The 23,161-nt window shown below is 73.6% G+C and carries 17 protein-coding genes; 5 read left to right on the forward strand and 12 right to left on the reverse strand.

The window, feature by feature from the left end; all coding sequences use genetic code 11:
- Positions 1–9: 9 nt before the first annotated feature.
- A complete protein-coding gene (locus tag FB457_RS06735; RefSeq protein WP_047014416.1) occupies positions 10–957 on the reverse strand; it encodes a DMT family transporter in 948 nt (315 codons plus the stop codon).
- A 74-nt stretch (positions 958–1,031) separates the two neighbouring features.
- On the opposite strand from FB457_RS06735, the gene FB457_RS06740 reads away from it, so the two are divergent.
- Positions 1,032–1,931, forward strand: coding sequence for a LysR family transcriptional regulator (locus FB457_RS06740; RefSeq protein WP_047014415.1), 900 nt, complete (start codon positions 1,032–1,034; stop codon positions 1,929–1,931).
- 123 nt (positions 1,932–2,054) lie between these two features.
- On the opposite strand, the gene FB457_RS06745 is transcribed toward FB457_RS06740, so the two are convergent.
- From FB457_RS06745 to FB457_RS06755, 3 genes are all read right to left on the reverse strand, one after another.
- Complete coding sequence (locus tag FB457_RS06745) at positions 2,055–2,516, reverse strand: Rieske (2Fe-2S) protein (protein WP_047014414.1); 462 nt, start codon at positions 2,514–2,516, stop codon at positions 2,055–2,057.
- A gap of 79 nt (positions 2,517–2,595) precedes the next feature.
- Entirely contained in the window at positions 2,596–4,689 is a 2,094-nt protein-coding gene (locus FB457_RS06750; RefSeq protein WP_047014413.1) for a S9 family peptidase, read from the reverse strand.
- A gap of 116 nt (positions 4,690–4,805) precedes the next feature.
- Positions 4,806–5,639 (reverse strand): helix-turn-helix domain-containing protein, encoded by an 834-nt coding sequence (locus FB457_RS06755; protein ID WP_047014412.1) that lies wholly within the window; start codon positions 5,637–5,639, stop codon positions 4,806–4,808.
- Positions 5,640–6,153: 514 nt separating this feature from the next.
- Between FB457_RS06755 and FB457_RS06760 the strand changes: the two genes are divergently transcribed.
- On the forward strand, positions 6,154–7,005 hold the full coding sequence (locus tag FB457_RS06760) for an MBL fold metallo-hydrolase (RefSeq protein ID WP_486588939.1): 852 nt from the start codon (positions 6,154–6,156) through the stop codon (positions 7,003–7,005).
- On the opposite strand, the gene FB457_RS06765 is transcribed toward FB457_RS06760, so the two are convergent.
- Entirely contained in the window at positions 6,992–8,002 is a 1,011-nt protein-coding gene (locus FB457_RS06765; RefSeq protein WP_145781158.1) for a DUF5954 family protein, read from the reverse strand. The genes FB457_RS06760 and FB457_RS06765 overlap by 14 nt on opposite strands.
- 166 nt (positions 8,003–8,168) lie before the next feature.
- On the opposite strand from FB457_RS06765, the gene FB457_RS06770 reads away from it, so the two are divergent.
- Positions 8,169–8,594, forward strand: coding sequence for a nuclear transport factor 2 family protein (locus FB457_RS06770; protein ID WP_047019706.1), 426 nt, complete (start codon positions 8,169–8,171; stop codon positions 8,592–8,594).
- Between the two features lie 18 nt (positions 8,595–8,612).
- On the opposite strand, the gene FB457_RS06775 is transcribed toward FB457_RS06770, so the two are convergent.
- From FB457_RS06775 to FB457_RS06800, 6 genes are all read right to left on the reverse strand, one after another.
- Positions 8,613–10,595 carry a GAF domain-containing protein gene (locus tag FB457_RS06775; protein WP_145781308.1) on the reverse strand — a complete coding sequence of 661 codons (1,983 nt, stop codon included), beginning with the start codon at positions 10,593–10,595 and terminating at the stop codon, positions 8,613–8,615.
- A 14-nt stretch (positions 10,596–10,609) separates the two neighbouring features.
- Positions 10,610–11,665 (reverse strand): branched-chain amino acid ABC transporter permease, encoded by a 1,056-nt coding sequence (locus FB457_RS06780; RefSeq protein ID WP_047014409.1) that lies wholly within the window; start codon positions 11,663–11,665, stop codon positions 10,610–10,612.
- Positions 11,662–12,531 (reverse strand): branched-chain amino acid ABC transporter permease, encoded by an 870-nt coding sequence (locus FB457_RS06785; RefSeq protein WP_145781159.1) that lies wholly within the window; start codon positions 12,529–12,531, stop codon positions 11,662–11,664. Before FB457_RS06785 ends, FB457_RS06780 begins: the two co-directional genes overlap by 4 nt.
- Before the next feature lie 66 nt (positions 12,532–12,597).
- The gene (locus tag FB457_RS06790) at positions 12,598–13,854 is read right to left on the reverse strand and encodes an ABC transporter substrate-binding protein (protein WP_047014407.1); all 1,257 of its coding nucleotides are present in this window, start codon (positions 13,852–13,854) and stop codon (positions 12,598–12,600) included.
- A 53-nt stretch (positions 13,855–13,907) separates the two neighbouring features.
- The gene (locus FB457_RS06795; protein WP_078898116.1) at positions 13,908–14,582 is read right to left on the reverse strand and encodes an ABC transporter ATP-binding protein; all 675 of its coding nucleotides are present in this window, start codon (positions 14,580–14,582) and stop codon (positions 13,908–13,910) included.
- Positions 14,583–14,592: 10 nt separating this feature from the next.
- Positions 14,593–15,387, reverse strand: a complete 795-nt coding sequence (locus tag FB457_RS06800) for an ABC transporter ATP-binding protein (protein WP_047014405.1) — start codon at positions 15,385–15,387, stop codon at positions 14,593–14,595.
- 166 nt (positions 15,388–15,553) lie between these two features.
- Between FB457_RS06800 and FB457_RS06805 the strand changes: the two genes are divergently transcribed.
- Positions 15,554–17,167, forward strand: coding sequence for a long-chain fatty acid--CoA ligase (locus FB457_RS06805; protein WP_047019705.1), 1,614 nt, complete (start codon positions 15,554–15,556; stop codon positions 17,165–17,167).
- Positions 17,168–17,442: 275 nt separating this feature from the next.
- On the opposite strand, the gene FB457_RS06810 is transcribed toward FB457_RS06805, so the two are convergent.
- Positions 17,443–18,438, reverse strand: a complete 996-nt coding sequence (locus FB457_RS06810) for a LacI family DNA-binding transcriptional regulator (protein ID WP_047014404.1) — start codon at positions 18,436–18,438, stop codon at positions 17,443–17,445.
- A 659-nt stretch (positions 18,439–19,097) separates the two neighbouring features.
- Between FB457_RS06810 and FB457_RS06815 the strand changes: the two genes are divergently transcribed.
- The gene (locus tag FB457_RS06815) at positions 19,098–23,102 is read left to right on the forward strand and encodes a glycoside hydrolase domain-containing protein (protein ID WP_145781161.1); all 4,005 of its coding nucleotides are present in this window, start codon (positions 19,098–19,100) and stop codon (positions 23,100–23,102) included.
- Positions 23,103–23,161: the final 59 nt, after the last annotated feature.

Consider the following 23,161-nt stretch of genomic DNA (forward strand, 5'->3'; position numbering starts at 1 on the left):
CGCAGGCCGCTACCTCCGCTCCTCCCGCGGGCGGCTGCGCGAGAGCGCCGCGCCCGCCAGCACCACCGCCGCGCCCACCGGCGTGTTCCACGTCAGCTCCTCGCCGAGCAGCGCCACCCCCGCGGCGGTGGCGATGACGGGGATGACATACGTGACCGTGTGCGCCGTCGTCGGCCCCACGTCCGCCACCAGCCCGTGCTGCACGAGCACCGCCAGCCCCGTGCCCAGCACCCCCAGCGTCACGACCGCCAGCAGCGGTCCGGCCGGGAGCGCGGTCGGCACCGAGGTGAAGAGCACGGTGGCCACGGCCAACTGGGCGGTGCCGAGAAGCAGTTGCGTGCCCGCGACCGACAGGTGGGAGTGCCCGAGGCCGGCGAGCGTGCGGCGGACGTAGATCCAGCCCACGGCGTAGCAGGCGGCGGCGAGCAGCGCGAGCACGGTGCCCAGGGGGTCCTGGCCGGTGAACCCCCGCCACGCGCCGAGGACGGTCAGCACCCCGGCGAACCCGAGCGCGAGCCCCGCGACCCGGCGGCGCGTCGGCCGGTCCTCCCGCAGCGCGAGGAGGGCGAGCAGCATCGCCCACAGCGGCGAGGTGGCGTTGCAGATCCCGGCGAGCGAGGAGCTGATGTGCAGCTCGGCGTAGGCGAAGAGCGAGAAGGGCAGCGCGTTGATGAAGAACGCGGCCACCGCGATGTGGCCCCACGTACGGGCGCCGCGCGGCAGCGGCTCCCGGCGTATCGCGAGCGCGGCGACGAGGACGGCGGAGCCGAAGGCCATCCGGCCGAGCGTCACTTGCAGCGGGGCGAAGCCGTCGGTGCCGACCTTGATGAGCAGGAAGCTGAAGCCCCAGACGACCGACAGGGCGGCGAAGCGGACGCGCCAGTCGAGGAACGCGCGCCGCGGCGCCCGGGCCGTGCCGGCTGCCGTGTCGGTGGCTGCTGCCTGTGCCGTGGTCATGGAGCTACGGTGCGCCACGCGTTCCTCGTAGCACAAGCGAGACTTTATGGCCCCTGTCTCGTAGCATCACTTACATGTTGAACCTGGAACGCCTGCGCACCCTGGCCGCCGTCGCCCGGCACGGCTCCGTGAGCGCGGCGGCCGGAGGGCTGCACATCACCACCTCCGCCGTCTCCCAGCAACTCGCCAAGCTGGAGCGGGAGACCGGGCAGCAGTTGCTCGCCAAGAACGGCCGCGGCATCCGCCTCACCGACGCGGGCCGGCTGCTCGCCGAGCACGCCACCCGGATCCTGTCGCAGGTCGAGGCGGCGCAGTCCGAGCTGGAGGCGCACCGCGGGCGGCCCGTCGGGGAGCTGGGGCTCGCGGCCTTTCCGACCGCCGCCCGCGGGCTGTTCCCCGCCGCGCTGGCGGCGCTGCGCCGCGACCATCCCGAGCTGCGCGTACGGCTGCGGGAGCAGGAGCCGGACGAGACGGTGCCCGGCGTCATGCGCGGCGACCACGACCTCGGCGTCGTCCTGGACTGGTACAACAAGCCCCTCCCGCTGCCGCCGGGGCTCTCCCGGGCGCCGCTGCTCGACGACCTCGCGGACGTCGCCGTCCCGGAGGGGCACCCCCTCGCGGACCGCGCGGACGTAGTCCTGGAGGACTTCGCGGCCGACGACTGGATCTCCTGGCCGGAGAGCGAGTTCTGCCACGACTGGCTGGTGTTCACCCTGCGCGCCAAGGGCATCGAACCGCACATCGCGCACACCGCGGAGGAGCACCACACGCAGCTCGCGCTCATCGCCGCCGGGCTCGGCGTGGCCGTCGCGCCGCGGCTGGGCCGCGGGGCGGTGCCCGCGGGCGTACGCATCCTGCCCGTACGCGGCGCGATGCAGCGGCACATCTACGCGATCTGGCGCTCCGACGCCGACCGCCGGCCGTCCATCAGGGAGGCCGTACGTGCGCTGCAGGCGGCGGGCCGCGCCCTCTGAGCGCGGCCCGCGGGACGCCGGGAGCAGGGCGGCGCGAGCCGGGGCCCCGGGACCGGTGGCCGCCCCACCCGCGGCCGCCCGTCCCCGTACGCCCCCTGCGTTCTGCCCTCTGCCGGTGCGCCGTCAGCCCTGGCGCAGGACGTCTCCGTCCACCCGCACGTCCTCAGCCGGCAGCGGCTGCGTGGCCGGGCCCTGCGCGACGCTGCCGTCCGCGAGGGCGAACCTGCTGCCGTGGCACGCGCAGTTGATCGTGCCGTCCTCGACGCTGCTGACCAGGCAGCCCTGGTGCGTGCAGACCGCCGAGAACGCCCTGAACTCGCCCGGCTCCGGCTGCGTCACGACCACCTTCCGGTCCTTGAAGATCTTGCCGCCGCCCTCGGGCACCTCGTCCGTGGTGCCGAGCTGCGCGCCGTCGTCCTTGCCGCCTTCCTGCGGGCGCACCTCCGTGCTGCCGGAGTCGCCGGAACCGCCGTCGCCCGAGTCGTCGCCGCAGGCGGCGAGCGCGGCGGTGAGGCCGCCGGCGCCGACGGCGGCCACGACGGTGCGGCGGGCGGTGAGCCGGGCCGGATGGGGGGATCGCGTCATGGTGGGGCCCTTTCCTGGTGCGCCGGTCGTCCGCCCTGGGCCGGCGGGCCCGGCGTTCTGTTCGTGTGCCTCAGGCCCCTCATACGTATGCCGGAGGGCCGGCGTTCAGCTCCCGCCGCAGGAACTCCAGCTCAAGCCAGAGGAGATTCTCGGCGATCGCGTCGTCGGAGATCATGTGCGACGCGCCGGGCACCGGAAGGACGCTGTGCGGCTTGCCCGCGGCCAGCAGCTCGCCGGACAGCCGCAGGGTGTGGGCCGCGACGACGTTGTCGTCCGCGAGGCCGTGGACGAACAGCAGGGGCCTGCGCAGCCGGTCGCCGAGCCCCACCAGCGACGAACGGTCGTAGTTCTCCGGGTACTTCTCGGGGTGGCCGAGGAAGCGCTCCTGGTAGTGAGTGTCGTAGAGCCGGGCGTCGGTGACGGGCGCGCCCGCGATGGCGGCGTGGAAGACGTCGGGCCGGGTGAGGACCGCCGCCGCGGCGAGGAAGCCGCCGAACGACCAGCCGCGGATGCCGACCCGGTCCAGATCGAGGTCCGGATTGCCGGCCGCCGCCGCCTGCAGCCCCCGCACCTGGTCCGCGACGGCCTTGTCCCGCTTGTCCCCGGTGTTCAGCCGCTCCCACGACGGCGCCCCGGGCGTGGCCCGCCCGTCGGTGACCAGCACCGCGAAGCCCTGCTCCGCGAACCACTGCGAGACCAGCGTCCACCATCCGCGCGCCGGCACCGCCAGCCGCAGCCCCGGCCCGCCGTACGGGTTGCACAGCACCGGCAGCGGGCCGTCGCCCGGGCTGTGCCACGACGGCAGGAACAGGTCGCTGCGCAGCCCTTCCGGCCCGTCGAGGCGCTGCGGGCGCGGCCGGATCCCCGGCTCCTCGGCGCGGGAGGCCAGCGCCGCGGCCGGGCGGCCCGCGGCCAGCACCCACGTCGCCGGACCCGCGGGCGTCACGCTCTCCAGCACCGTCGTCCCGCCGCCGGCGGCCGCCGTGTGGTGGCCCTGCTCCTCGGTGAGCGGCGCGCAGCCCGGCCCCGGTTCGTACGACCACACGTGCCGCTCCGCCGGGTCCTCTGCGGCCGTGAAGAGCACCCGCTCGCCCGCGACCCCCAGCACCGCGCGCACCTGGAGCCCGGCGGGCGAGACGGGCTCACCGTCGCGCAGCAGGCGGTACGTGTCCGTGGCGGTGTCGTTCTCGACCTGGAGCAGCGCGCCGGACGCGGTCCTGGCCGGGGTCCCCGGCACCAGCCGGGTCCAGTGCGCGTCGCGCGTCTCGGCGAGCACGCGGGTGGCGCCCGTGTCCGGGTCGGCGGCGAGTGTGAGCAGGGTGCGCTGGTCGCGGCTCTGCACGCCGAGGAGCGGGCCGTGGGCGTCCCAGCGGACGGTGGCCAGATACTCGTACGCCGCCCGGTCCCACCGCACCTCCGTACGGCGGCCGTCGAGCGTGACCACGTGCAGCGAGACGTCCGCGTTGGCCGTGCCGGCGACGGGGTAGCGCACGGTCCGCGGCTCGGCCGCCGGGTCCGCGGGGTCGGAGAGGTGCCAGCGCCGCACCCCGGACTCGTCCACGCGCGCGACGAGCAGCGCGCCGCCGTCCGGTGCCCACCAGTGGCCGCGGTCGCGGTGCATCGATTCGGCGGCGACGTGCTCGGGCAGCCCGTACGTCACGTCGGGCCCCTCCGGCGCCGCCAGCAGCCGGCCGGCGCCGTCCGCGACCGCGGCGACGTGGAGCGCGCCGCCGGTGACGTACGCGACGTGCGTGCCGTCGGGGGAGAGGCGCGGGTCGACGGCGGCCCCGGCGGCCGGCACCCGGAACGGCGCCGAGCCGTCGGTTCGTACCGCCCACAGCTCGCCGCCGAGCGCGAAGACCGCGAGCCGCACGGCGGCGTCCGTGGTGTACGAGGTCACCCCCGTGGTCCGCGTCCGCGCCCGCTCCCGCCTGACCCGCTCCGCCACGGGGTCCGCCCCGCCCGGCACGAGCCCCCCAGGATCCGCCAACTCCCGCTCCGCATCCCCCTCGTACAGCCACAGCCGCGCCACGGGATCCGTGCCGCTCCCGGTGCGCAGGAACAGCACGCGCTCGCCGTCCGGCGAGACGGTCACGCCGTGCGGCAGGCCGAGCGTGAACTTGCGGGTGCGGGCGAGGTGGCGGGGGAACTCGGGCGTGGGGTTTGCGTTCATGCCGAGACCATGCCCATAGATCAGCCGCGACCACCAGGGGTTTGCCCTTTGCGGCCGCACCTCACCGCGGGCCCGGCGGGCACCCGCGGGGCGGACGGCGGCGCCGCGCGCGGCGTTCACGCCCTCCGGGGCGGGGCGGCGGGTGCGAGGAGGGTGCGGAGACGGCCCGGGGGGAGTCCGGACTCGGCGCGTACGACATGCGTCATGTGCGCCTGGTCGGCGAAGCCGAGTGCGGCCGCGAGGCCGCCGAGATCGCGCTCGCCCGCGGCCAGGCACTCCAGCGCCCGCGCGGCGCGGAGCCGGTTGCGGTAGCGGCTCAGCGTGGCGCCGGTCACCGCCCGGAACACCCGGCTCAGGTGGTGCGGCGAGCAGCCCAGTTCTGCGGCGAGGGTGAGCAGCCCGAGCCGCGGGTCCGCGGCCAGCGCCTCCCGGGCGCTGTCGGCGAGCCGCCGCCGGGCCGCGGCTGTTGCCGGAGCGCCGCTCGCCACCCGGCGCGCGTCGAGCTGCGCGAGCGCCGCGGCGGTCAGGGCGACGGCCGACTCGGCGGCGCCGAAGGCGTCCCGGGGGCCGCGGCCCGCGGACGCGCACAGCAGGCGGTGCCGCAGCGCCATCGCGGGCGTGGTGAACACCAGCCCCTCGGGTACGGCGGGATCGCCGCCCAGCAGCGAGGCGAGCAGCGGTTCCGAGGGCACCAGCTCGGTGTACCGGTCGGCGCCGCGCGGATGCGCGAACTGCTGCTCGCTGCCGAGCCGTTCGACGTACACCGACGCCGGGTCCATCGTCTGTTCCACCCCGTCCACCCGCGCCCGTACGACACCGTCGCGTACGAGGACGAGCCCGAAGACGTCCGCGGCGCGCAGGGGCGTCCACCCGGCGGGCGGATCGTCGCAGCGCACGTCGGCGACGCAGAGGTCGTCGGCGGTGAGGAGCGGGTGCCGGATCACGGCCATGCGCTTGAGCCTTGCACACGGGGGCGGGGATCGCGCACGAATTTACAAGCGCGGGCGGGCGATGGGCGGGAGGGTTGCCGCCACAGGGCCCGAGGGGCGGCCGGCGGAGGAGGGAGCGGAGATGGGACGGACGTACGACGGGGGCGCGGGACCCGGGGCCCGGGCGGACGCGGGGGCCGGTGGGGGAAGGCCCGTACCGGGCGGCGAGGCGGCCGGTGGCGCGGGGGACCCGACCGGCGACGTGCCCCGCGGGGCGGGGGGCTCGCGGGGAGGAGCGGCCGCCGCGGGCGGGTGGGGGCGCCGGCGGATGCTGCGGGGGGTGGGGGCGGTGGCCGCGGGGGCGGTCGCCGCATCGGCGACCGGGGCGGCCGCCGCCGCGCCCCGGTCGCGCCGCGTGCCTGCGGGCGGCCCGGCAGCCGGTTCCGGTGCGTCCGATGCCGCGTCGGACGACCCCGCGTCGGACGGCCCGGACAGGTCCCGCGCAGCGGCGCCCGCCTGGCCGGAGGTGGCCGGGGTGGCCGTGTGCCGGGCCGGGCAGTTCGAGGTGGTGGCGCTGCTCGACGCACACGGGACGTTCCCCCTGTCCCGTACGGACGCCTTCCCCGGCGCCTCCGCCGGTGCGTGGGCGGACGCGCGGCGCGTCGACCCGCGGGCGTTCGGGCCCGGCGACTCCTGGGAGCTGGACTTCCGCTGCTTCGCCGTACGGCGGCCCGGCGGCCGGGTCGTGCTCGTCGACTCCGGGATCGGCGCGGCCGGCAGCCCCGCCGCGAGCTGGGCGCCGGTGCCGGGACTGCTCCCCGGGCGGCTGGCCGCCGCCGGCATCGCGCCCGGGGACGTGGACGCCGTCGTCCTCAGCCACCTTCACGAGGACCACTACGGCTGGTCCGTCACCCCCGACGGCCGGCCCGCCTTCCCCCGCGCCCGCTACGTCGTCCAGGCCGCGGAACTCGCGGCCCTCGCCCCCGGCGACTCCGCGGTGAGGTACGCCGTCGACCCGCTGCGCGCCGCCGGGCGGCTCCACGTCGTCGACGGCGGCACCCGGCTGGCCGGCGACCGCGGTGGCGCGGTGACGCTCGTACCGACGCCGGGACACACCCCCGGGCACCAGTCGGTGGTCGTGGACGGCGGCCGCCGGCAGATCGTCATCGCCGGCGACGTCCTCGTCCACGCGGTGCAGCTCGCGGATCCGGCCGTACGGTACTTCTTCGAAGAAGATCCCGGCCTCGCCCACCGCACCCGGCGCCTGCTGCTGGAACGGGCCCGCGAGCGCGGCGCGGTGCTCGCCACGGCGCACCTGAACCTGCCGTTCGTCCCGCTGGGCCGACCGGGTGCGGACGGTCGCCCGCCTGCCTTCAGCCGGGGGTGACGGTGCCGTCCGCGTCCATGGTCGGATGGATCCTGCTCGGCCCGTAGTCGTCCACGTCCGAGGGGCGCGGCGTCTCAGGACCGTCGGCTCCGACGCGCATCGTCCGCTCCACCCGCGCGATCACGAACCGCCGCCCGCACACGTCGGCTTCGTTGCCCCGGCGGCGCCGGCGGTAGGCGTTCGCGGCCCGCCGGCAGGCCGCCGCATCCGCCGCGGGCGGGCCCATCGGCGGCGGGAGGCCGTGCTCGTTGGTGAGGAAGTCGGCCAGCAGGCGCCGCGCCTGCTGGGGCGTGGCGTGCTGGTTGCCGATCATCTCCCACGACGTCTCGTGCTGTTCCAGAACCCGGAACGCCGGGGGGAGCATCACCACGTCCGGGTGGGAGACGACGGCCGCCGCGGAGTCGTCGAGCACCTGGCGGGGAAAGCGGGGGGACGAGTACGCGTAGTCCTTCAGCGCCATCCGCAGCAGCGCTGCCGCCGGGCCGGTCGCGGCGTCGGGGTCGATGACGAAGCCCTCGGTGCGCGAGGGGGTGCCGTCGTCCTCCCAGCCGTCCGAGTCCGGGTCCGTCGGGCGCGGCGGCTCGGGGCGCCGGCCGTCGGTACGGGTGAACTCGTCGGCGCGCACGATGCGGTGGCGGACGTCGCCGACCCTGACCTCGTCGACCGGCTCCCGCTCCAGCACCGCCACCGCGTCCAGCAGCCGGCGGCGCTGCTCGCGGTCGCCGGCCTTGTCCCGGGCGGTGAACCACAACCGCGAGTTGAGCGCGTCGCGGGCGTCCTGCGGCATACCGGAGTCCATGTCGGAGCAGAGCCGCCAGCGCGGCGCGTCCCCGGGGCGCTGCTCGGCGACGCCGAACAGCGGGCCGCGTACCACCATGTACGGATAGCGCATCGCGTACCGCGCGGCGTCCGTTTCGGTGACGCGGCCGACCGGGTCGTCCGGGTCGGGAAGGCGGATGGTCACCCGCCGGGGCTCGCGGTCGGTGCTGTCGGGCATGTACCTCAGTGTGCCCCGCCCATCACCACAGAGTGACGATTTTCGCCCGGGCGGCCCCCAAGGAGTGCGGCCGGCTGTAGGCTTCGCGCGGCATCCGCGACGGCGCACCCTCCCGCGCAGCGAGTCCGGCGGCCCGCGGCGCCGCGGCGCGGACATGATCGTCTGCATGGACCGACTGGACGTCATCGACACCTGCACCCGGATGGCCTGGTACGCCGACCAACGTGACGGGGACCGCCTGGCCGGCGTCTTCGCCGACAACGTCACCCTCGACTACACCAGCCTCGACGGCGGCGAGCCGGCCGTCATGACCCCCGGCCAGATCGCCGACGGCTGGCGGGAGCTGCTCGGCGCGTACGAGACCACCCAGCACCTGCTCGGCAACCACCTGGTCACCGTCACCGGCGCCTCGGCCGTGTGCACCGCGTCCTTCCAGGCGACGCACCGCAGGGCGGAGGCGTACGGCGGCTCGCTGTGGACGCTGGGCGGCACCTACCGCTTCGACCTCGTACGCACCGCCGGCGGCTGGCGGATCAGCGGGATCGTCATGACCGCCCTGTGGGGCGACGGGAACCGCGGGCTGCTGTCGTGAGGGAGCCGGGCGGCCGCCTCAGCCGGGTTCCGCCGAGGCGGAGAGTATGGCGTGCACCTTCACCGCCAGGTGTGTCTGCAGCCTGTGGTCCCCGTGCCGCCACTGCGGGCCGAGCAGCGAGGTGATGCGGTCGATGCGCTGGTAGAGGGTGTTGACGTGGACGTAGAGGGCGGCCGCGGTGCGGGTGAGGTTGGCGTCGCAGGCGAAGTAGGTCGTCATGGTGCGGGCCAGGTCGCCGCTGCGGCGCTCGTCGTAGTCGAGCACCGGACCGAGCGTCCGGCGTACGAAACGGCGCAGCTCGTCGCGGCCGGTCTGGTGGAAGAGCAGGCCGTAGACGCCGAGTTCGTCGGGTGACGCGCCCTCGCCGTCGCGGTCCAGGGCGAGCAGGACGTCCAGGCAGCGCACCGCGTCCGGGTGGGCCTCCACGATCGCCTCGAGCCCGGCGGCCGCGGCCGCGGCACCGACGGTCACCGCCGCGTCCAGCGTGCGCCGCAGGTGCTCCGCGAGGGCACGGGCCTGCGCCCCCGGGTCCGTGTCGCCGTCCAGCAGCACCACGACGTCGCCGTGGTGCTCCCCGGCCAGGCCGCCGTGACGGGCCGCGTAGGGCGCCGCGGCGTCCGCGATGCGCCGGCGGGACGCGCCGTCCCGGGAGCGGGCGGTGAGCACGGTGTGCGGACGGCCGTGGGCGATGCCCATCAGGGCGGCCCTGCGGTGCAGTCCCTCCGGGTCGCGGTGGGGGGACGACAGCAGGTCGTCGAGGAACTCGCCACGCAGCCGGTGCTCCGCCTCCGCCACCGTCCGCTCGCCGAGCAGCAGCAGCGCGGTGACCATCGCCGCCCGCTCCAGCAGCCGTACGTCGTCGGCGCCGATGCGGCGGCAGAGCAGCAGCAGGACGCCCTGCACCTCGCCGCCGGCGACCACCGGGGTGGCGCAGGCGGCACCGCCGCCGTCCGCGGCCGGCAACCGGCGCGTCCTGCGCGCGTCGGTGCTCAGCACGCGTGCCTCGCGTACGGCGCGCGCCGCCGGACAGGAGTCGGGCAGCGCGCCTTCGGCGCGGGCCTGCTCGACGACCGGGTCGGTGCCGGCCGCCGCCATGGTGCGGCCGCGCGGGTCGAGCACCAGGAGGCTGCCGCCGAGCACTTCTGCGAGTGTCTCGGCCACGTCCGCGAGGCCGCCGCCGTCCAGGACGATCGTGGTCAGCCGCTCGTGCAGGGCCGCGGCCCGCTCGATGGACCGGCTGTGCGCCTGGATGACCGCGTTGGCCTCGGTCAGCTCGTCGACGGTGCGGCGCACGTCCTGGAAGAGGGTGGCGTTCTCGATGGCGATGGCCGCGTGGTTGGCCAGGGACACCAGCAGCGCCACCTCGGCCTGCGAGAAGGGGCGGGCCCTGCGGTTCGCGGCGAAGAGCACGCCGATGACCCGGTCGCCCAGCGACAGGGGCACGCCCTGGATCGCCGTGACCCCTTCGCCGCCCACGGCGTCGTCGATGGTGTGGTCGAAGCGCGGGTCGTTGAGGTAGTCGGGGGTGTGGTAGGGCACGCCCGTCTTGGCGACGAGGCCGCCGAGCCCCGCGCCCATCGCGAGCCGCACCTGCTTGAAGGAATCGGTGCGGATGCCGTCGGTGACGCGCATGTACGTGTCGCCGCGGTCGTCGTCGTTGAGCATGAGGTAGGCGGCGTCGGTGCCGATGAGCTGGCGTACGCGGCGGACGATCGCCTGCAGCACGGCCTCCAGGTCGCGCAGCGAGGACAGGTCGCCCGCCGTCTCGTACAGCGCGGCCAGCTCCGCCTCGCGCCGGCGGCGCTCCTCCAACTGCGCGCGCACCGCCAGCGCGTCGTCGACCAGGGGGCGCAGCGCCACGGCGGCCTCGCCCTGCGCGCCGGCGAGCAGCTCCTCGTACTCGCGCCTGGAGGCGCCGTCGCGCAGGAGCCGAAGCAGGCGCTCGGCCGCCATTCCTGCCGTGCCCGCGGCATGGGCGGTGGCGGGCAGGTCCGTGCCCATCGCTGCCTCCTCCCTCACGGCTCCCTTACCAGGGAGCGCTCCGGCCGGTCGCCGGCGGCGGGGTCACGCACCGTACCGTTCCCGGAGTCGGCGGACTGCATGCTCGCGGTGTCGCCGCGGGGCTGGAGCAGATGCGACACGGTGCCCCAGATGCCGCGGCGGAAGAGGAGGACGACGAGGATGAACAGGCTGCCGGTGACGATCCCGACCTCGTCGAACCCGGACGTCGACAGCCAGTCCTCCAGCCGTACGACGGCCGCCGCCCCCAGCAGGCTGCCCCACAGGGTGCCGATGCCGCCGAGCACCGTCATGACGACCACCTTCCCCGAGGTCGTCCAGTACACCTCCTGGAGCGAGGCGAACCCGTGGTTGACGGCGTACAGCCCGCCGGCGAGCCCGGAGAGGAACGCGGAGACGGTGAAGACGACCACCTTGTAGCGGTCGACGGAGTAGCCGAGCGCCCGGGCGCGGGCCGGGTTGTCCCGTACCGCGGCGACGACGCGGCCGAACGGCGAGTGCACGATGCGCCAGGCGGCAGCCAGGCCGGCGAGGACCAGGGGCAGCGCCGCGTAGTAGTAGACGAAGGAGTCCGACAGGTCGAGGCCCGGCAGTTCGCGCGGGATGCCCTGCAGCCCGTTCTCGCCGCCCGTGAGGTCACCCCACTGGTTGGCGATGAAGTAGATCATCTGCGCGAAGGCGAGGGTGACCATGGCGAAGTAGATGCCGCTGCGGCGGACCGCGAGCAGCCCGATGGGCACGGCGACGACGGCGGCGGCCACCGCGCCGCCGGCCACCGCCAGCGGGAACGGCACGCCGGCGTGGATGGCGATGAGCCCGGTGGTGTACGCCGAGGTGCCCCAGAACGCGGCGTGTCCGAAGGACAGCAGCCCGGCGTGCCCCAGCAGCAGGTCGAAGGCGACGGCGAACAGCCCCCAGCAGAGGATGTCGGCGGCCACCGGGGGATAGAGGACCCACGGCAGTCCGAGGACGGAGACGAGGCCGGCGGCCAGCAGCCCCCAGCGCAGCCAGGCGCGCCTGGCGCCGAGCCGGTCGAGCAGGGCGAGGATCATAGGGCGTGTTCCTCCTTGCCGAAGAGTCCGGCCGGCTGGACCAGCAGCACCACGGCCATCAGCAGGAAGACCGACGTCTGCGAGAGGACGGGGACGTAGAGGTTGCCGAGGGCCTGGAGCATCCCGATGGCGAAGCCGGCGAACACCGCGCCGGGGATGGAGCCGAGGCCGCCGATGACGACGACGGCGAAGACCACGATGATCAGGTCAGCGCCCATGCCCGAGTTGACCGCGCGCATCGGCGCGGCGAGCACGCCTGCCAGCGCGGCGAGCGCGACGCCGAAGCCGAACACGGGCATGACCCAGCGGGCGGTGTCGATGCCCAGCGCCCGGGTCAGCTCCGGCCGTTCGGTGGCGGCGCGCACCACCGTGCCGACGCGGGTGCGGGTCAGCAGCAGCCAGACGGCCAGGCAGACGACGGCCGCGGCGCCGAGGACGAAGACCTGGTACGCGGGGTAGTCGAAGAGCCCGAGGTCGAGGGTGCCCGGGAAAGGGCCCTCGTCGTACGGGGTGGACTGGGCGCCGTACTTCATGCGCAGCAGGTCCTGGCAGACCAGCGCGATGCCGAAGGTGAGCAGGAAGTTGTAGAGCGGGTCGAGGGCGGCGAGCCGGTGGATGAGCAGCCGCTCCAGCAGCATGCCGGCCAGCGCGGCGGCGAGCGGCACCAGCAGCAGCGCCCACCAGAACCCGAGACCCGCGGAGTCCTGCAGGGCCACCGCGCCGAACGCGCCGAGCATGTAGACGGCGCCGTGCGCGAAGTTGACGACGTGGAGCATGCCGAAGATGACGGCGAGGCCGAGGGCGAGCAGCGCGTAGAAGCCGCCGGAGACCAGGCCGTTGAACGCCTGTTGCAGGAAGGAGGTCATCGTGGTCCCGTCCGTCCGCCGCGGCCCGGGCTGGAGTTCCGCGGGCCGCGGCCGTGGGTGCGCCGGTCAGTTCATCGAGCAGTCGGGTGAGACCGGGCCGAACGCCTCGGCGGCGGGGATGGTCTCCACCTTCTCGGTGAAGTCGCCCTCGGTCTCGCTGTCGGCGGGGTCCTTCACCCGGGCCAGGTACGCGTCGTGCACGACACGGTGGTCGGCCGCGCGCACCTCGGCGTTGCGGGCGAAGAAGTCGTCGAACTTCATGCCCTCCAGCTCCTTGTTGACCTCGTCCGCGTCATCGGTCCCGGCCCGCTGCACGGCTTCGAGGTAGTGCGTGGCGGCGGAGTAGTTGGCGGCGTGGTCGAACGTCGGCCACGTGCCCGCCTTCTCCCTGAACCGCTCGGCCCACTTCCTCGACTCCTCGTCGACGTTCCAGAACCAGGGGGAGGTGAACATCGTCCCGGCGAGCTTGTCCTGCCCGATCGCCTTGATGTCGGTGTCGAACATCAGGCCGATGGCGAGCTGGATGTCCTTGTCCTTCAGTTTGAACTGCTGGTACTGCTTGACGACGTTGACCAGGTCGCCGCCCGCCTGGAGCGTGCCGAGCACGTCCGGGGCCGGCTTCTTCGCGGACGCCTTGAGCAGGAACGTGGAGAAGTTGTCGTTGGGGAACGGGGTCGGGTCCTTGCCCACCACCTCACCGCCGGCCTCCTCGATGGCGGTGCTGAACTCCTTCTCCATGTCCTGGCCGAAGGCGTAGTCCGGATAGATGAGATACCAGCTCTCGCCGCCCTGCTTCGTCACCTCGGTGCCGGTCCCGTTGGCCAGCATGTAGGTGTCGTAGGCCCAGGCGTACGTGTACGGGTTGCAGGACTCGCCGGCCAGCTCCGTGGTCGCGGCGCCGATGTTGAAGTAGAGCTTCTTCGACTGCGCGGCGACGTTCGCCACGGCGAGCGCAGCCGACGACGTCGGCACGTCGAAGACGGCGTCGGCCTTCTCGCGGTCGTACATGTCCCGCGCCTGGGTGTTGGCGACGTCCGGCTTGTTCTGGTGGTCCGCCGAGATGACCTCGATGTCGTCGGTGACCGCGTCGCCGCCGTGCTTCTTCTCGAAGTCCGCCACGGCCATCTCCACCGCCGTGACCGCGTCCTCGCCGGCCAGCTCGGCGTACACGCCGGAGAGGTCGGTGAGCACGCCGAGGGTGATCCCGCCGTCGCTGATCTTCCCGCCGCCGGACCCCGGTCCGCCGCCGCCGCAACCCGCCAGCAGCGATCCCGCCACCACCGTGGCCGTGGCGACCGCGGCTTTCGACCATGGGTGTCCCATGCTTCCTCCTTGAAGTGGTCGACGTTGCCGTGAGGGCCCTTGCGATGGCCGGGCTACAGGCCCAGGTAGCCCAGGAGTTCGTGTTCGCGCTCGCGCACGTCGTCGTTGGCCAGCGACTCGGCGATCCGGCCGCGGTCGAGCAGGTAGTGGCGGTCGGCGACGGTGGTGGCGAAGCGCAGGTTCTGCTCCACCAGCAGCACCGCGGTGCCGTGCCGCTTGGCCTCGCGCAGGATCTCGCCGATGCGCTCGACGACGATCGGCGCCAGCCCCTCGGTCGGCTCGTCGCAGAGCAGCACCCCGGCGCCGGTGCGGAGCACCCGGGCGAGGGCGAGCATCTGCTGCTCGCCGCCGGAGAGCTTGCCGCCCGCACTGCGGCGGCGCTCGGCGAGCGCCGGGAACTCCTCGTACACGCGCGCCAGCGGCCAGGCCGAATCCGCCTTCGCCGGCGGCAGGGTGAGGTTCTCCTCCACGCTGAGACCCGCGTAGATGCCGCGGTCGTCCGGGACGTAGCCGAGGCCCCGGCGGGCCCTGCGGTGCGGCGGCACCGCACCCAGGTCCCGGCCCGCCAGGCGGATCGTCCCGGTGGTGCGCCTGTGCAGGCCCATCACACAGCGCAGGAGTGTGGTCTTCCCCGCTCCGTTGCGGCCCACGAGGGTCACGACCTCGCCGGCGCCGACGGTCAGCGACACCTCGCGCAGCACCTCGGCCTCGTCGTAGTGGGCGGTCACGCCCTGCACCTCAAGCAACGCCGGCCCCCAGGTACGCCTCGACGACCCGCGGGTCGGAACGGACGGTCCGGTACGCGCCCTCGACGAGCACCCGGCCGTGCTGCAGCACCGTGACGGTGTCGGCCAGCGAGCCGACGACGCTCATGTTGTGCTCGACCAGCACCACCGTGCGGCCGGCACGGATACGGTCCACCAGCGCGACGGTGCGGTCCACGTCCTCGAGACCCATGCCGGCCGTGGGCTCGTCGAGCAGGAGCACCCGGGGGTCGAGGGCGAGGGCGAGCGCCAGTTCCAGCGCCCGCTTCTGCCCGTACGGCAGGCTGCCCGCCGGCGACTCGGCCCGCTCGGCCAGGCCCACCTGGTCCAGCAGTTCCCGCGCCCGCTCGGTGAACCGGGCCAGCAGCTTGTCCGACCGCCAGAACCGGCGTCCCAGGTCCGTGCCCGCCTGCAGCGCGAGTTCCAGATGCGCGCGTGCCGTCACGCCGGGGAAGAGGCTGGTGACCTGGAAGGAGCGGGCCACACCGAGACGCGCCACCCGCTCCGGCGGCAGCCCGGTGATGTCCTGCCCCGCCAGCTCGATCCGCCCCGCAGACGGCGGCAGGAAGCCGGTCAGCAGGTTGAACAGGGTGGTCTTCCCGGCCCCGTTGGGGCCGACAAGGGCGTGGACGGTGCCTTCCGCGACGTCCAGGTCCACGCCGTCGACGGCGCGGAAGCCCTGGAACGCCTTCGTCAGGCCACGGGTGGACAGGATGGCGCGCGGGAGCGCGGTGGTGTCACCGCTCGTCGTTCTCGTCGTGCTCGTCATGCCGACCTCGGATGCCGCGGGGTGAGTGCCGACAGGGCGTCGGCGTCGGGGAGAACGTAGAAGCGGACGGCACGCGCGACTACAGAGAAGGTCTCCACAAGAAGGCGGTCCGGAGTGTGGTCTTCCTCCGTGGTCCGGGTCCCGGACCCCGGTCAACATGTCCGCCATGGCGATGATGGACATCCCGCTCAACAGTTGGCTGCTGTTCGACCACGGGCCGCGCTACTTCCACGACACCGAGGTCGTCACCCGCTTCCCGGACGGCAGCCGGCACCGCTACACCTACGCGGACTTCGGGCGCCGGGCGCAGCAGCTCATGCACGCGCTCGACTCCCTGGCGCTGCCGCCCGGCGCCAGGGTGGCCACGCTGGCCTGGAACGGCTACCGGCACCTGGAGGCGTACTGGGCGGTGCCCTGCACCGGACGGGTGCTGCACACCCTGAACGTACGGCTGTCCGCGGACGAACTCGCCTACATCGTCAAGCACGCCGACGACCGGGTCGTGCTCGTGGACGCCGACCTGCTGCCGCTGCTGGAGCAGGTCGCGGAGCGCGGCGGCCTCGCGGGCGTCGACCACGTGGTGGTCCTCGCCGACCGGGTGCCCGCCGGCACCACGCTGCCCGGCACCCTGGCCTACGAAGAGCTCATCGCCGCGCAGCCCGTGACGTACGAGCCGCGCGAGATCGACGAGCGGGCGCCGCTCGGCCTCTGCTACACCTCCGGAACCACGGGCCGGCCCAAGGGCGTGGTCTACACCCACCGCTCGACCATGCTGCACGCCCTCGCAGGATCCTCCCGAGCCGCGATGTCCATCGGCCCCGGCGACGCCGTCCTCCCGGTGGTGCCGATGTTCCACGCCAACGCCTGGGGCCTGCCCTACACCGCCACCCCGTACGGCGCCAAGCAGGTGTTCTACGGCGGGCCGCTGGACGAGGCGGCGCTCGTGGAGCTGATGGCCGAGGAGCGCGTGACCGTCGCCGCCGGCGTGCCGACCGTGTGGATGGCCGTGGCGGATGCCCTCGCCGCCCGCGGCGGCGGGCTGCCGGACGTGCGGCACCTGCTGTGCGGCGGGGCGCGTCCTGCGCGCGCGCTCATCGACCGCTACCGCACCGAGTTCGGCATCCCGCTGGTGCAGATCTGGGGGATGACGGAGACGTCGCCGCTCGCCAGCTTCGCCTGGCCGAAGGAGCGCATGCGCGGCTGGGACGAGGAACGGCTCGCGGACGCCGTACGCGGCATGGCGGGGCTGCCCCTGCCGGGGGTGCAGACGCAGATCCGGGACGGGAACGGGCGCCCGCTGCCCTGGGACGGCGCGTCGATGGGCGAACTGCTGGTGCGCGGGCCCTGGGTGGCCGACGCGTACCTGGGGGAGGAGGGCGGCGGGCAGTTCACCGAGGACGGCTGGTTCGTCACGGGCGACATCGCGACCGGCACGCCCGACGGCTACTTCGTCATCACCGACCGCGCCAAGGACCTCGTGAAGTCGGGCGGGGAGTGGATCTCCTCGGTCGACATGGAGTCGGCGGTGATGGCGATGGACGCCGTCGCCGAGGCGGCCGTGGTCGCGGTGCCGGACGAGAGGTGGTCGGAGCGGCCGCTGGTGTGCGTCGTCGTCCGCCACGGCGCGACGGTGACCCTGGACGAGGTGCGTACGCACCTGGAGCGGAGCGGTTTCGCGCGCTGGCAACTGCCGGACCGCGTCGAACTCGTGGACGCGGTGCCCCGCACCGGCACCGGAAAGTTCGACAAGAAGGCGCTGCGCGCCCGCTTCGCGTCCTGAGCGCCGGCCGGGCACGGCGCTCTGCTACGGCACCTCCTGCCGCGGGTCCGCGGCGGCGGGGGGTGCCGCCAGCCGGATGCCCGGCCAGCGGTCCGCGGCAGCGGCTCGTAGCGGTCCGTGGCGGTGAGCACGGCGACGTGCCGGCGGAGCGCCGGGGCCACGATGTGCCGCACGCCGAGCCGGCGCGGGTCGTGGTCCGCGACCACCGGGCGCGGCAGGATCGTGCACGCCTCGCCGCCGCCATTGACGGAAATCGCGGTGGAATGCGAAGCGCCTCAGTGCTGGCCGGAACCGGGGTCGCCGTAGCGCACGACCTTCGTGGGAACGACGATACGCAGCGGTGCCGCGTCGTCCGGATCGGCATCGGACTCGTTCATGCGGCGCAGCAGCAGTTCCGCCGCCCGCCGGCCGAGTTCGCGCGGGTCGTACGCCACGATCAGCGGCACCCCGAGCACGTCGGCCAGCTCGAAGTCGTCGAAACCGGCCAGGCTGACGGGGCGCCCGAGACGGCTCGTGGCGCGGAAGGCGCCGAGGGTGTTGCGGCTGTTGGCGCAGAAGAGCGCCGTCGGGGGCCGGGGGAGTTCGAGCAGTTCCCGGGCGGCGGCCTCGGCGGCCGGGATGGTGCGCTGCCGCAGCCGCACGTACCGCTCGTCCAGCGCGACGCCCGCCTCCTCCAGCGCGACGCAGAAGCCGCGGAACCGCTCGGAACTGGTCCAGACGGACGGGGGCAGGCCCAGGAAGCCGAGCCGGGTGTGGCCGGCTGCCAGGAGGCCGGCCGTCGCCTCGCGGGCGCCGCCGAAGTCGTCCACCAGCACGCAGTCCAGCGGCACGCCGGACGGGGGGCGGGCACCCAGGACGATGGGCACCGAGCCCGGCTGTGCGGCGAGGTGGGAGTGGTCGTTGCCGGCGGGCACGACGATCATGCCGTCGACGCGGCGGGCCGTCAGCTCCTCCACGAGCCGCCGCTCGCGTTCGACGTCCTCGTCCGTGTTCGTGAGGACGACCTTCAGGCCCTGCCGGCTGACGCCCGACTCCACGCCCAGGGCGAACTGGGAGTAGAAGGGGTTCGCGAGGTTCGTGACCACGAGGCCGATCAGCCCGCTGGTCCGCCCCAGCCGGAGGTTGCGGGCGACCTCGTTGCGCCGGTAGCCGAGGGAGTCGACGGCGGCGAGCACGCGCGCCCGGGTCGCCTTGCTCACCCCGGGGTCGTCGTGCAGCACGCGGGACACCGTCATGGGACTCACCGACGCGTGCTCGGCCACGTCCCGCATCGTCGGAGGGCGACGAGATGGAGAATCCTCGGTCACCGTCTTCTCCCCCGCTGTGTCACGTCGAGGCGCCCCCGCGCCCGGCCCGCCGCACGACGACGGACGAGGAGATTCCGCGATCCTGCCGTCGACCTGCCGGGCAGCACCACGCTAGCACCGAACCCCCATGGACTGAGGCCGGAGAGCGACGCCGGGAGCACGGAACGTGTGAGGAAGCGTATCGATCTGGGTTCGACAGGGCGATGGTAACGCTATCTTCGTGCTGAGCGCGATGCCGGCGCACCGTTGAAACGCGCTCGGCGGCGGGGAGTTCGGCGGGTGCGGCGCATCGATCTTCTTGCATGCCAGGTCAGGCGAGTGCGGCTCAATCAGGAGGAGCGTACCCCCTTGACGCCGGCGCATCCGGCCCTTACGTTCCAACCGCACTGCCGCATGGTAACGATAACTCACCCAGAGCTCCGTCACTTGAAGGACCGGCGCGCCGGGCCCTTCGGCCCCGGAAACGTGCTCGCAGTCCGCTCTCCGGCGATGCTCCGTGCCGGGCCCCGAGCCGGCCGGACTGCCAGAGGCGCTGGAGCACCGGCACCACCAGGATCATCGACGCCGCAGGCGCACGGCACCGGACGGTTCCGTAGCTCCGCAATCAAAGACAAGGCAGAGACATGTCGCAGCCCGATCCGTCCACTCCGGCCCCGTCCCGCCGCCGCTTCCTGGCCTCCACCAGCGGGCTGCTCGCCGTGAGCACCCTGGGCGCGGGCGCCCGCGGAGCCACCGCCGCCGCGGCGGTGGCGGGGGATGCGCCCTCGGCCGGGCCCGCCCGCGACTACGTACGCCTGGTCGACCCGTGGGTGGAGGCAGACGTCGGCCGGTTCTTCTTCTTCCAGTCGGCGAGCAACCCCTTCGGCCTGGTCAAGCTGCGCCCCGATACCAGCACCCACTCGGTCTGGGGCACCGGTTACCGCAGGAGCGAGTCCCACGTGAAGGGCTTCAGCCATCTGCACTGCTGGCAGATCGCCGGAGTCCAGGTGATGCCGACGTCCGGGGAGGGGGTGCCGAAGCTGGAGGGTGACACCGGCTGGCAGTCGTACGTGAATCACGAAGTCGGTGAGGTGGCGGAACCGGGTTACCACAGGCTGCACTTGGACCGGTACGGCATCACGGCCGAGCTGACCTGCACCGATCGGGTCGGTCTGCACCGCTACACGTACGACGAACCGGGTCCGGGCGAGATCGTCGTCAACCTCGGCGGCGTCCTCGGTGAGGCCGAGATGCGGGACGCCCGTGTCACCAGGGTGAGCGACCGGGTGATCGAGGGATACGTGGCGCAGGTCGGCACGCTCACCGACGGCTACTACTACGGCCGGAGCGACAACAAGCACACGAAGCTCTTCTTCAGCATCCGGTTCGACCGGGCCTTCGACTCCCTGCACGGCTGGGCGGACGGTGAACTGGTCGACGGCGGGGCGGCCGTCGGCGAGGTCGAGGGTGAGGGCGCGGGCTTCTATGTCCGGTACGGCCGTCTCGACGCGGGGGATCGGGTGCAGGTGAAGGTCGCGTTGTCCTTCACGGGGGTCGCCGGGGCGAGGAAGAACCTGGAGGCGGAGCTGCCGGGCTGGGACTTCGACGCGGTGAAGGCGGCGTCGCAGGAGCACTGGAACCGGCTGCTCGGCCGTATCGACGTCGAGGGAGGCAGCGACCAGCAGCAGGTGAAGTTCTACACCGACCTGTTCCATGTGCTGTGCGGCCGCAGCGTGATCAGCGACGCCGACGGCACGTACCTGGACGACACCTGGAGCCGCGGTCGGATCGGCCGGCTGCCGGTCGACAGGTCGGGTCGGCCGAGGTTCGCGATGTACAACTACGACGCGTTGTGGCTGACGCAGTGGAACCTCAACACGCTGCTGGGGCTGGCCTATCCGGAGATCTACTCCAGCATGGTGAAGTCGCAGCTCCGGATGTACGAGGACGGAGGGCTGCTGCCGCGAGGCCCCGTGGCCGGCAACTACTCGTTCGTCATGACCAGCTCCCCGGCCACCTCGTTCATCAGCGGTGCCTGGAACAAGGGGATCCGGGACTTCGACATCGACCTCGCCTACGAGGCCATGCTCGACGCCCACTCCCTCGGCGGCCTCTTCGACAAGGCCCCGTACGAATACGCCACCTGGGGCGAGAACCAGGGCGGCGGCCGCGCCTACCTCGACATCGGGTACGTACCCCACGACCTGCACACCGGATGGCGCAGCCGCGGCGCAGGGGAAACCGTCGAGTACGCGTTCCAGGACTGGACGCTGGGCCAGTTGGCGCGGCGGCTGGGCAAGTCGGGCCTCAACGTGGCGCAGTTCGCCGAGGTGTCGGTGTCGTCGGAGGTGAACGACTCGACGCAGGCGGGCGTGCGGGCGGTCGACGGGCGGCCGCCGCGGTCCAGCGTGACCGGGCCTGGGCACGCCGGGTGGGTCTCGACGGAGCGGAAGCCGTGGATCAGGCTGGACTGGGCGGAGAAGAAGCGCGTCCGCAAGGTGGTGCTCAGCGACCGCATCGCGGGTGACTCGCGGGTGAACTCCGGTGTGCTGTGGTTCAGCGACGGGTCGTCGGTGAAGGTGAGCGGCATTCCCGCCGGGGGCCGGAAGGCGGTGGAGTTCCGGCCCAGGCGGGTGAGCTGGGTGAGGTTCGAGGCGACCGGCGGCACCGGCGAGAACGTGGGGCTCGACGAGTTCGAGGCGTGGGACGACACCGATGCCGGCGCCTTCCTCATCGAAAGATCGGGGAGCTGGCGCAACCTCTTCGACCGCTCCACCGGGTTCGTCCGGCCCAGGGACGCGAACGGCCGCTGGAAGGACCCCTTCGACCCGCTGTCCCCTGACGACTTCGTCGAGGCCAGCTCCTGGCAGGCCACCTGGTACGCCTCGTACGACGTCCTCGGGCTGGCCAACAGGCTCGGCGGCAGGACCGCCTACGCCGACAAGCTCAACGGCGCCTTCGAGCGGTCCGAGGAGGCCGAGTTCACGGGGGCGGGGCAGAACGGCGACGAGGACGCGTACGTCAACTACGGCAACCAGCCCGGCCTCCAGATGGCGCACCTCTTCAACTACGTCGGTCATCCCTGGCTGAGCCAGTACTGGGTGCGCAAGGTCAAGGAGATCACGTACGGCGGTACGACCACGACGAAGGGATACGGGGGACACGACGAGGATCAGGGCCAGATGGGGTCGATGAGTGCGCTGATGGCGATGGGGTTGTTCGAGGTGACGGGGGCGAGTCTGTCCCGGCCGGTGTACGACATCACGTCGCCGGTCTTCGACGCCGTGACCATTCGACTGCACCCGGATTACTACGCGGGCGGGCGGTTCCGGATCGTCACTCACGACAACTCCGCCGAGCATATGTACATCCAGCGGGCGACTTTGAACGGGCGCCGGCAGGACAACGCCTGGTTTCACCACGACCGGCTCGCCGCGGGCGGCACGCTGGAGTTGTGGATGGGCCCGGAGCCCAACAAGGACTGGGGCGTGGCGGAACTGCCGCCCTCGAAGTCACCGGAGGCACCCGCGGTGCTCTACACCACCCGTGACACCGTACGGGTCGACGCGGGGGAGAGCGGCACCGTCACGCTGGCCGCGCGCAACCTCACGAACCGTCCGGTCAAAGCCACCTGGCGCGCCCACGCTCCCGCCGGCATCACCCTCCAGCCCGAGAGCGGAAGCCTCACCGCACCCGCCGACGACGCCGGGGAACACGACCTCACCCTGCGAGTCGCCGACGGCACCGCGGCAGGACTGCACCGCGTCGTGATCACCGGCCGGGCCGCCGACGGCACCGAGCTACCCGACGCCCTCACGTACGTCCACGTCGCACCCGCGCTCTCGATCGAGACCGAGCCGGCGGAACTGCACTTGCTGGAATCCGCCCCCGTCACCTTCCAGGTGCGGTTCACCGGCCACGATGACCAGGACCTCGGCGCGGATGTCTCCCTGCGGACCCCCGAAGGCTGGCGCGTCGAGCCGGAGACCCGAGCCGTGCAGGTCGCCGCCGGGAAGAGCGCGACCACCACCTTCACCGTCACCCCGCCGCAGGGCGCCGCCGGACCGCAGACCCTCACGCTGCTCGCCGAGGGCGGATGGGGCAGCGCCGGGCACCAGCCCTCCGCCACCGTCCACCGGGCCGTCGCCCGCCTCGGCGACGCCGACCTGGCCACGGGGGAGTTCGCGCTGGCGCCGAACCGCTACGGCGACTACCCCGCCGCCTTCCCCGACGACGTCGACTTCACCATCGGCAGCAGCGACCCCGCCACCGCCTGGAGCTACATCCACCCCGGCCCCAGCGACGCCTGGGCGGGCGCCAAGCCGCACACCTTCACCCTCCGCTTCGACCTCGACGAGCCGCCCGCCGCCGATCTGGCCCTCACCGCCTGGCTCGTCGACACCCAGCAGTCCGGGCCGTCCCTGCGGGTCGCCCTCAACGACGGACCGGCCACCACCGTCAACCTGCCCGGCGGCGGCGGTGACGGCTTCCACTGGGGCGACGGCACCGGCGGAGCCATCCGCCCCGCCACCCTCGACGTCACCCTCCCCGCGGCCCGGCTCCGCGCCGGCCGGAACACCGTCACGCTCACCAACACAGCCGGTTCCTGGATCGTCTACGACGCCGTCGCCATCCGAGAGACGTCGTAGCCCCGGTCCACCGTGTGCGACCGCGCAAATAGCTCGTCAACCGTGTCCAAACGATCGAC

The sequence above is a fragment of the Streptomyces sp. CNZ287 genome (assembly GCF_007827615.1).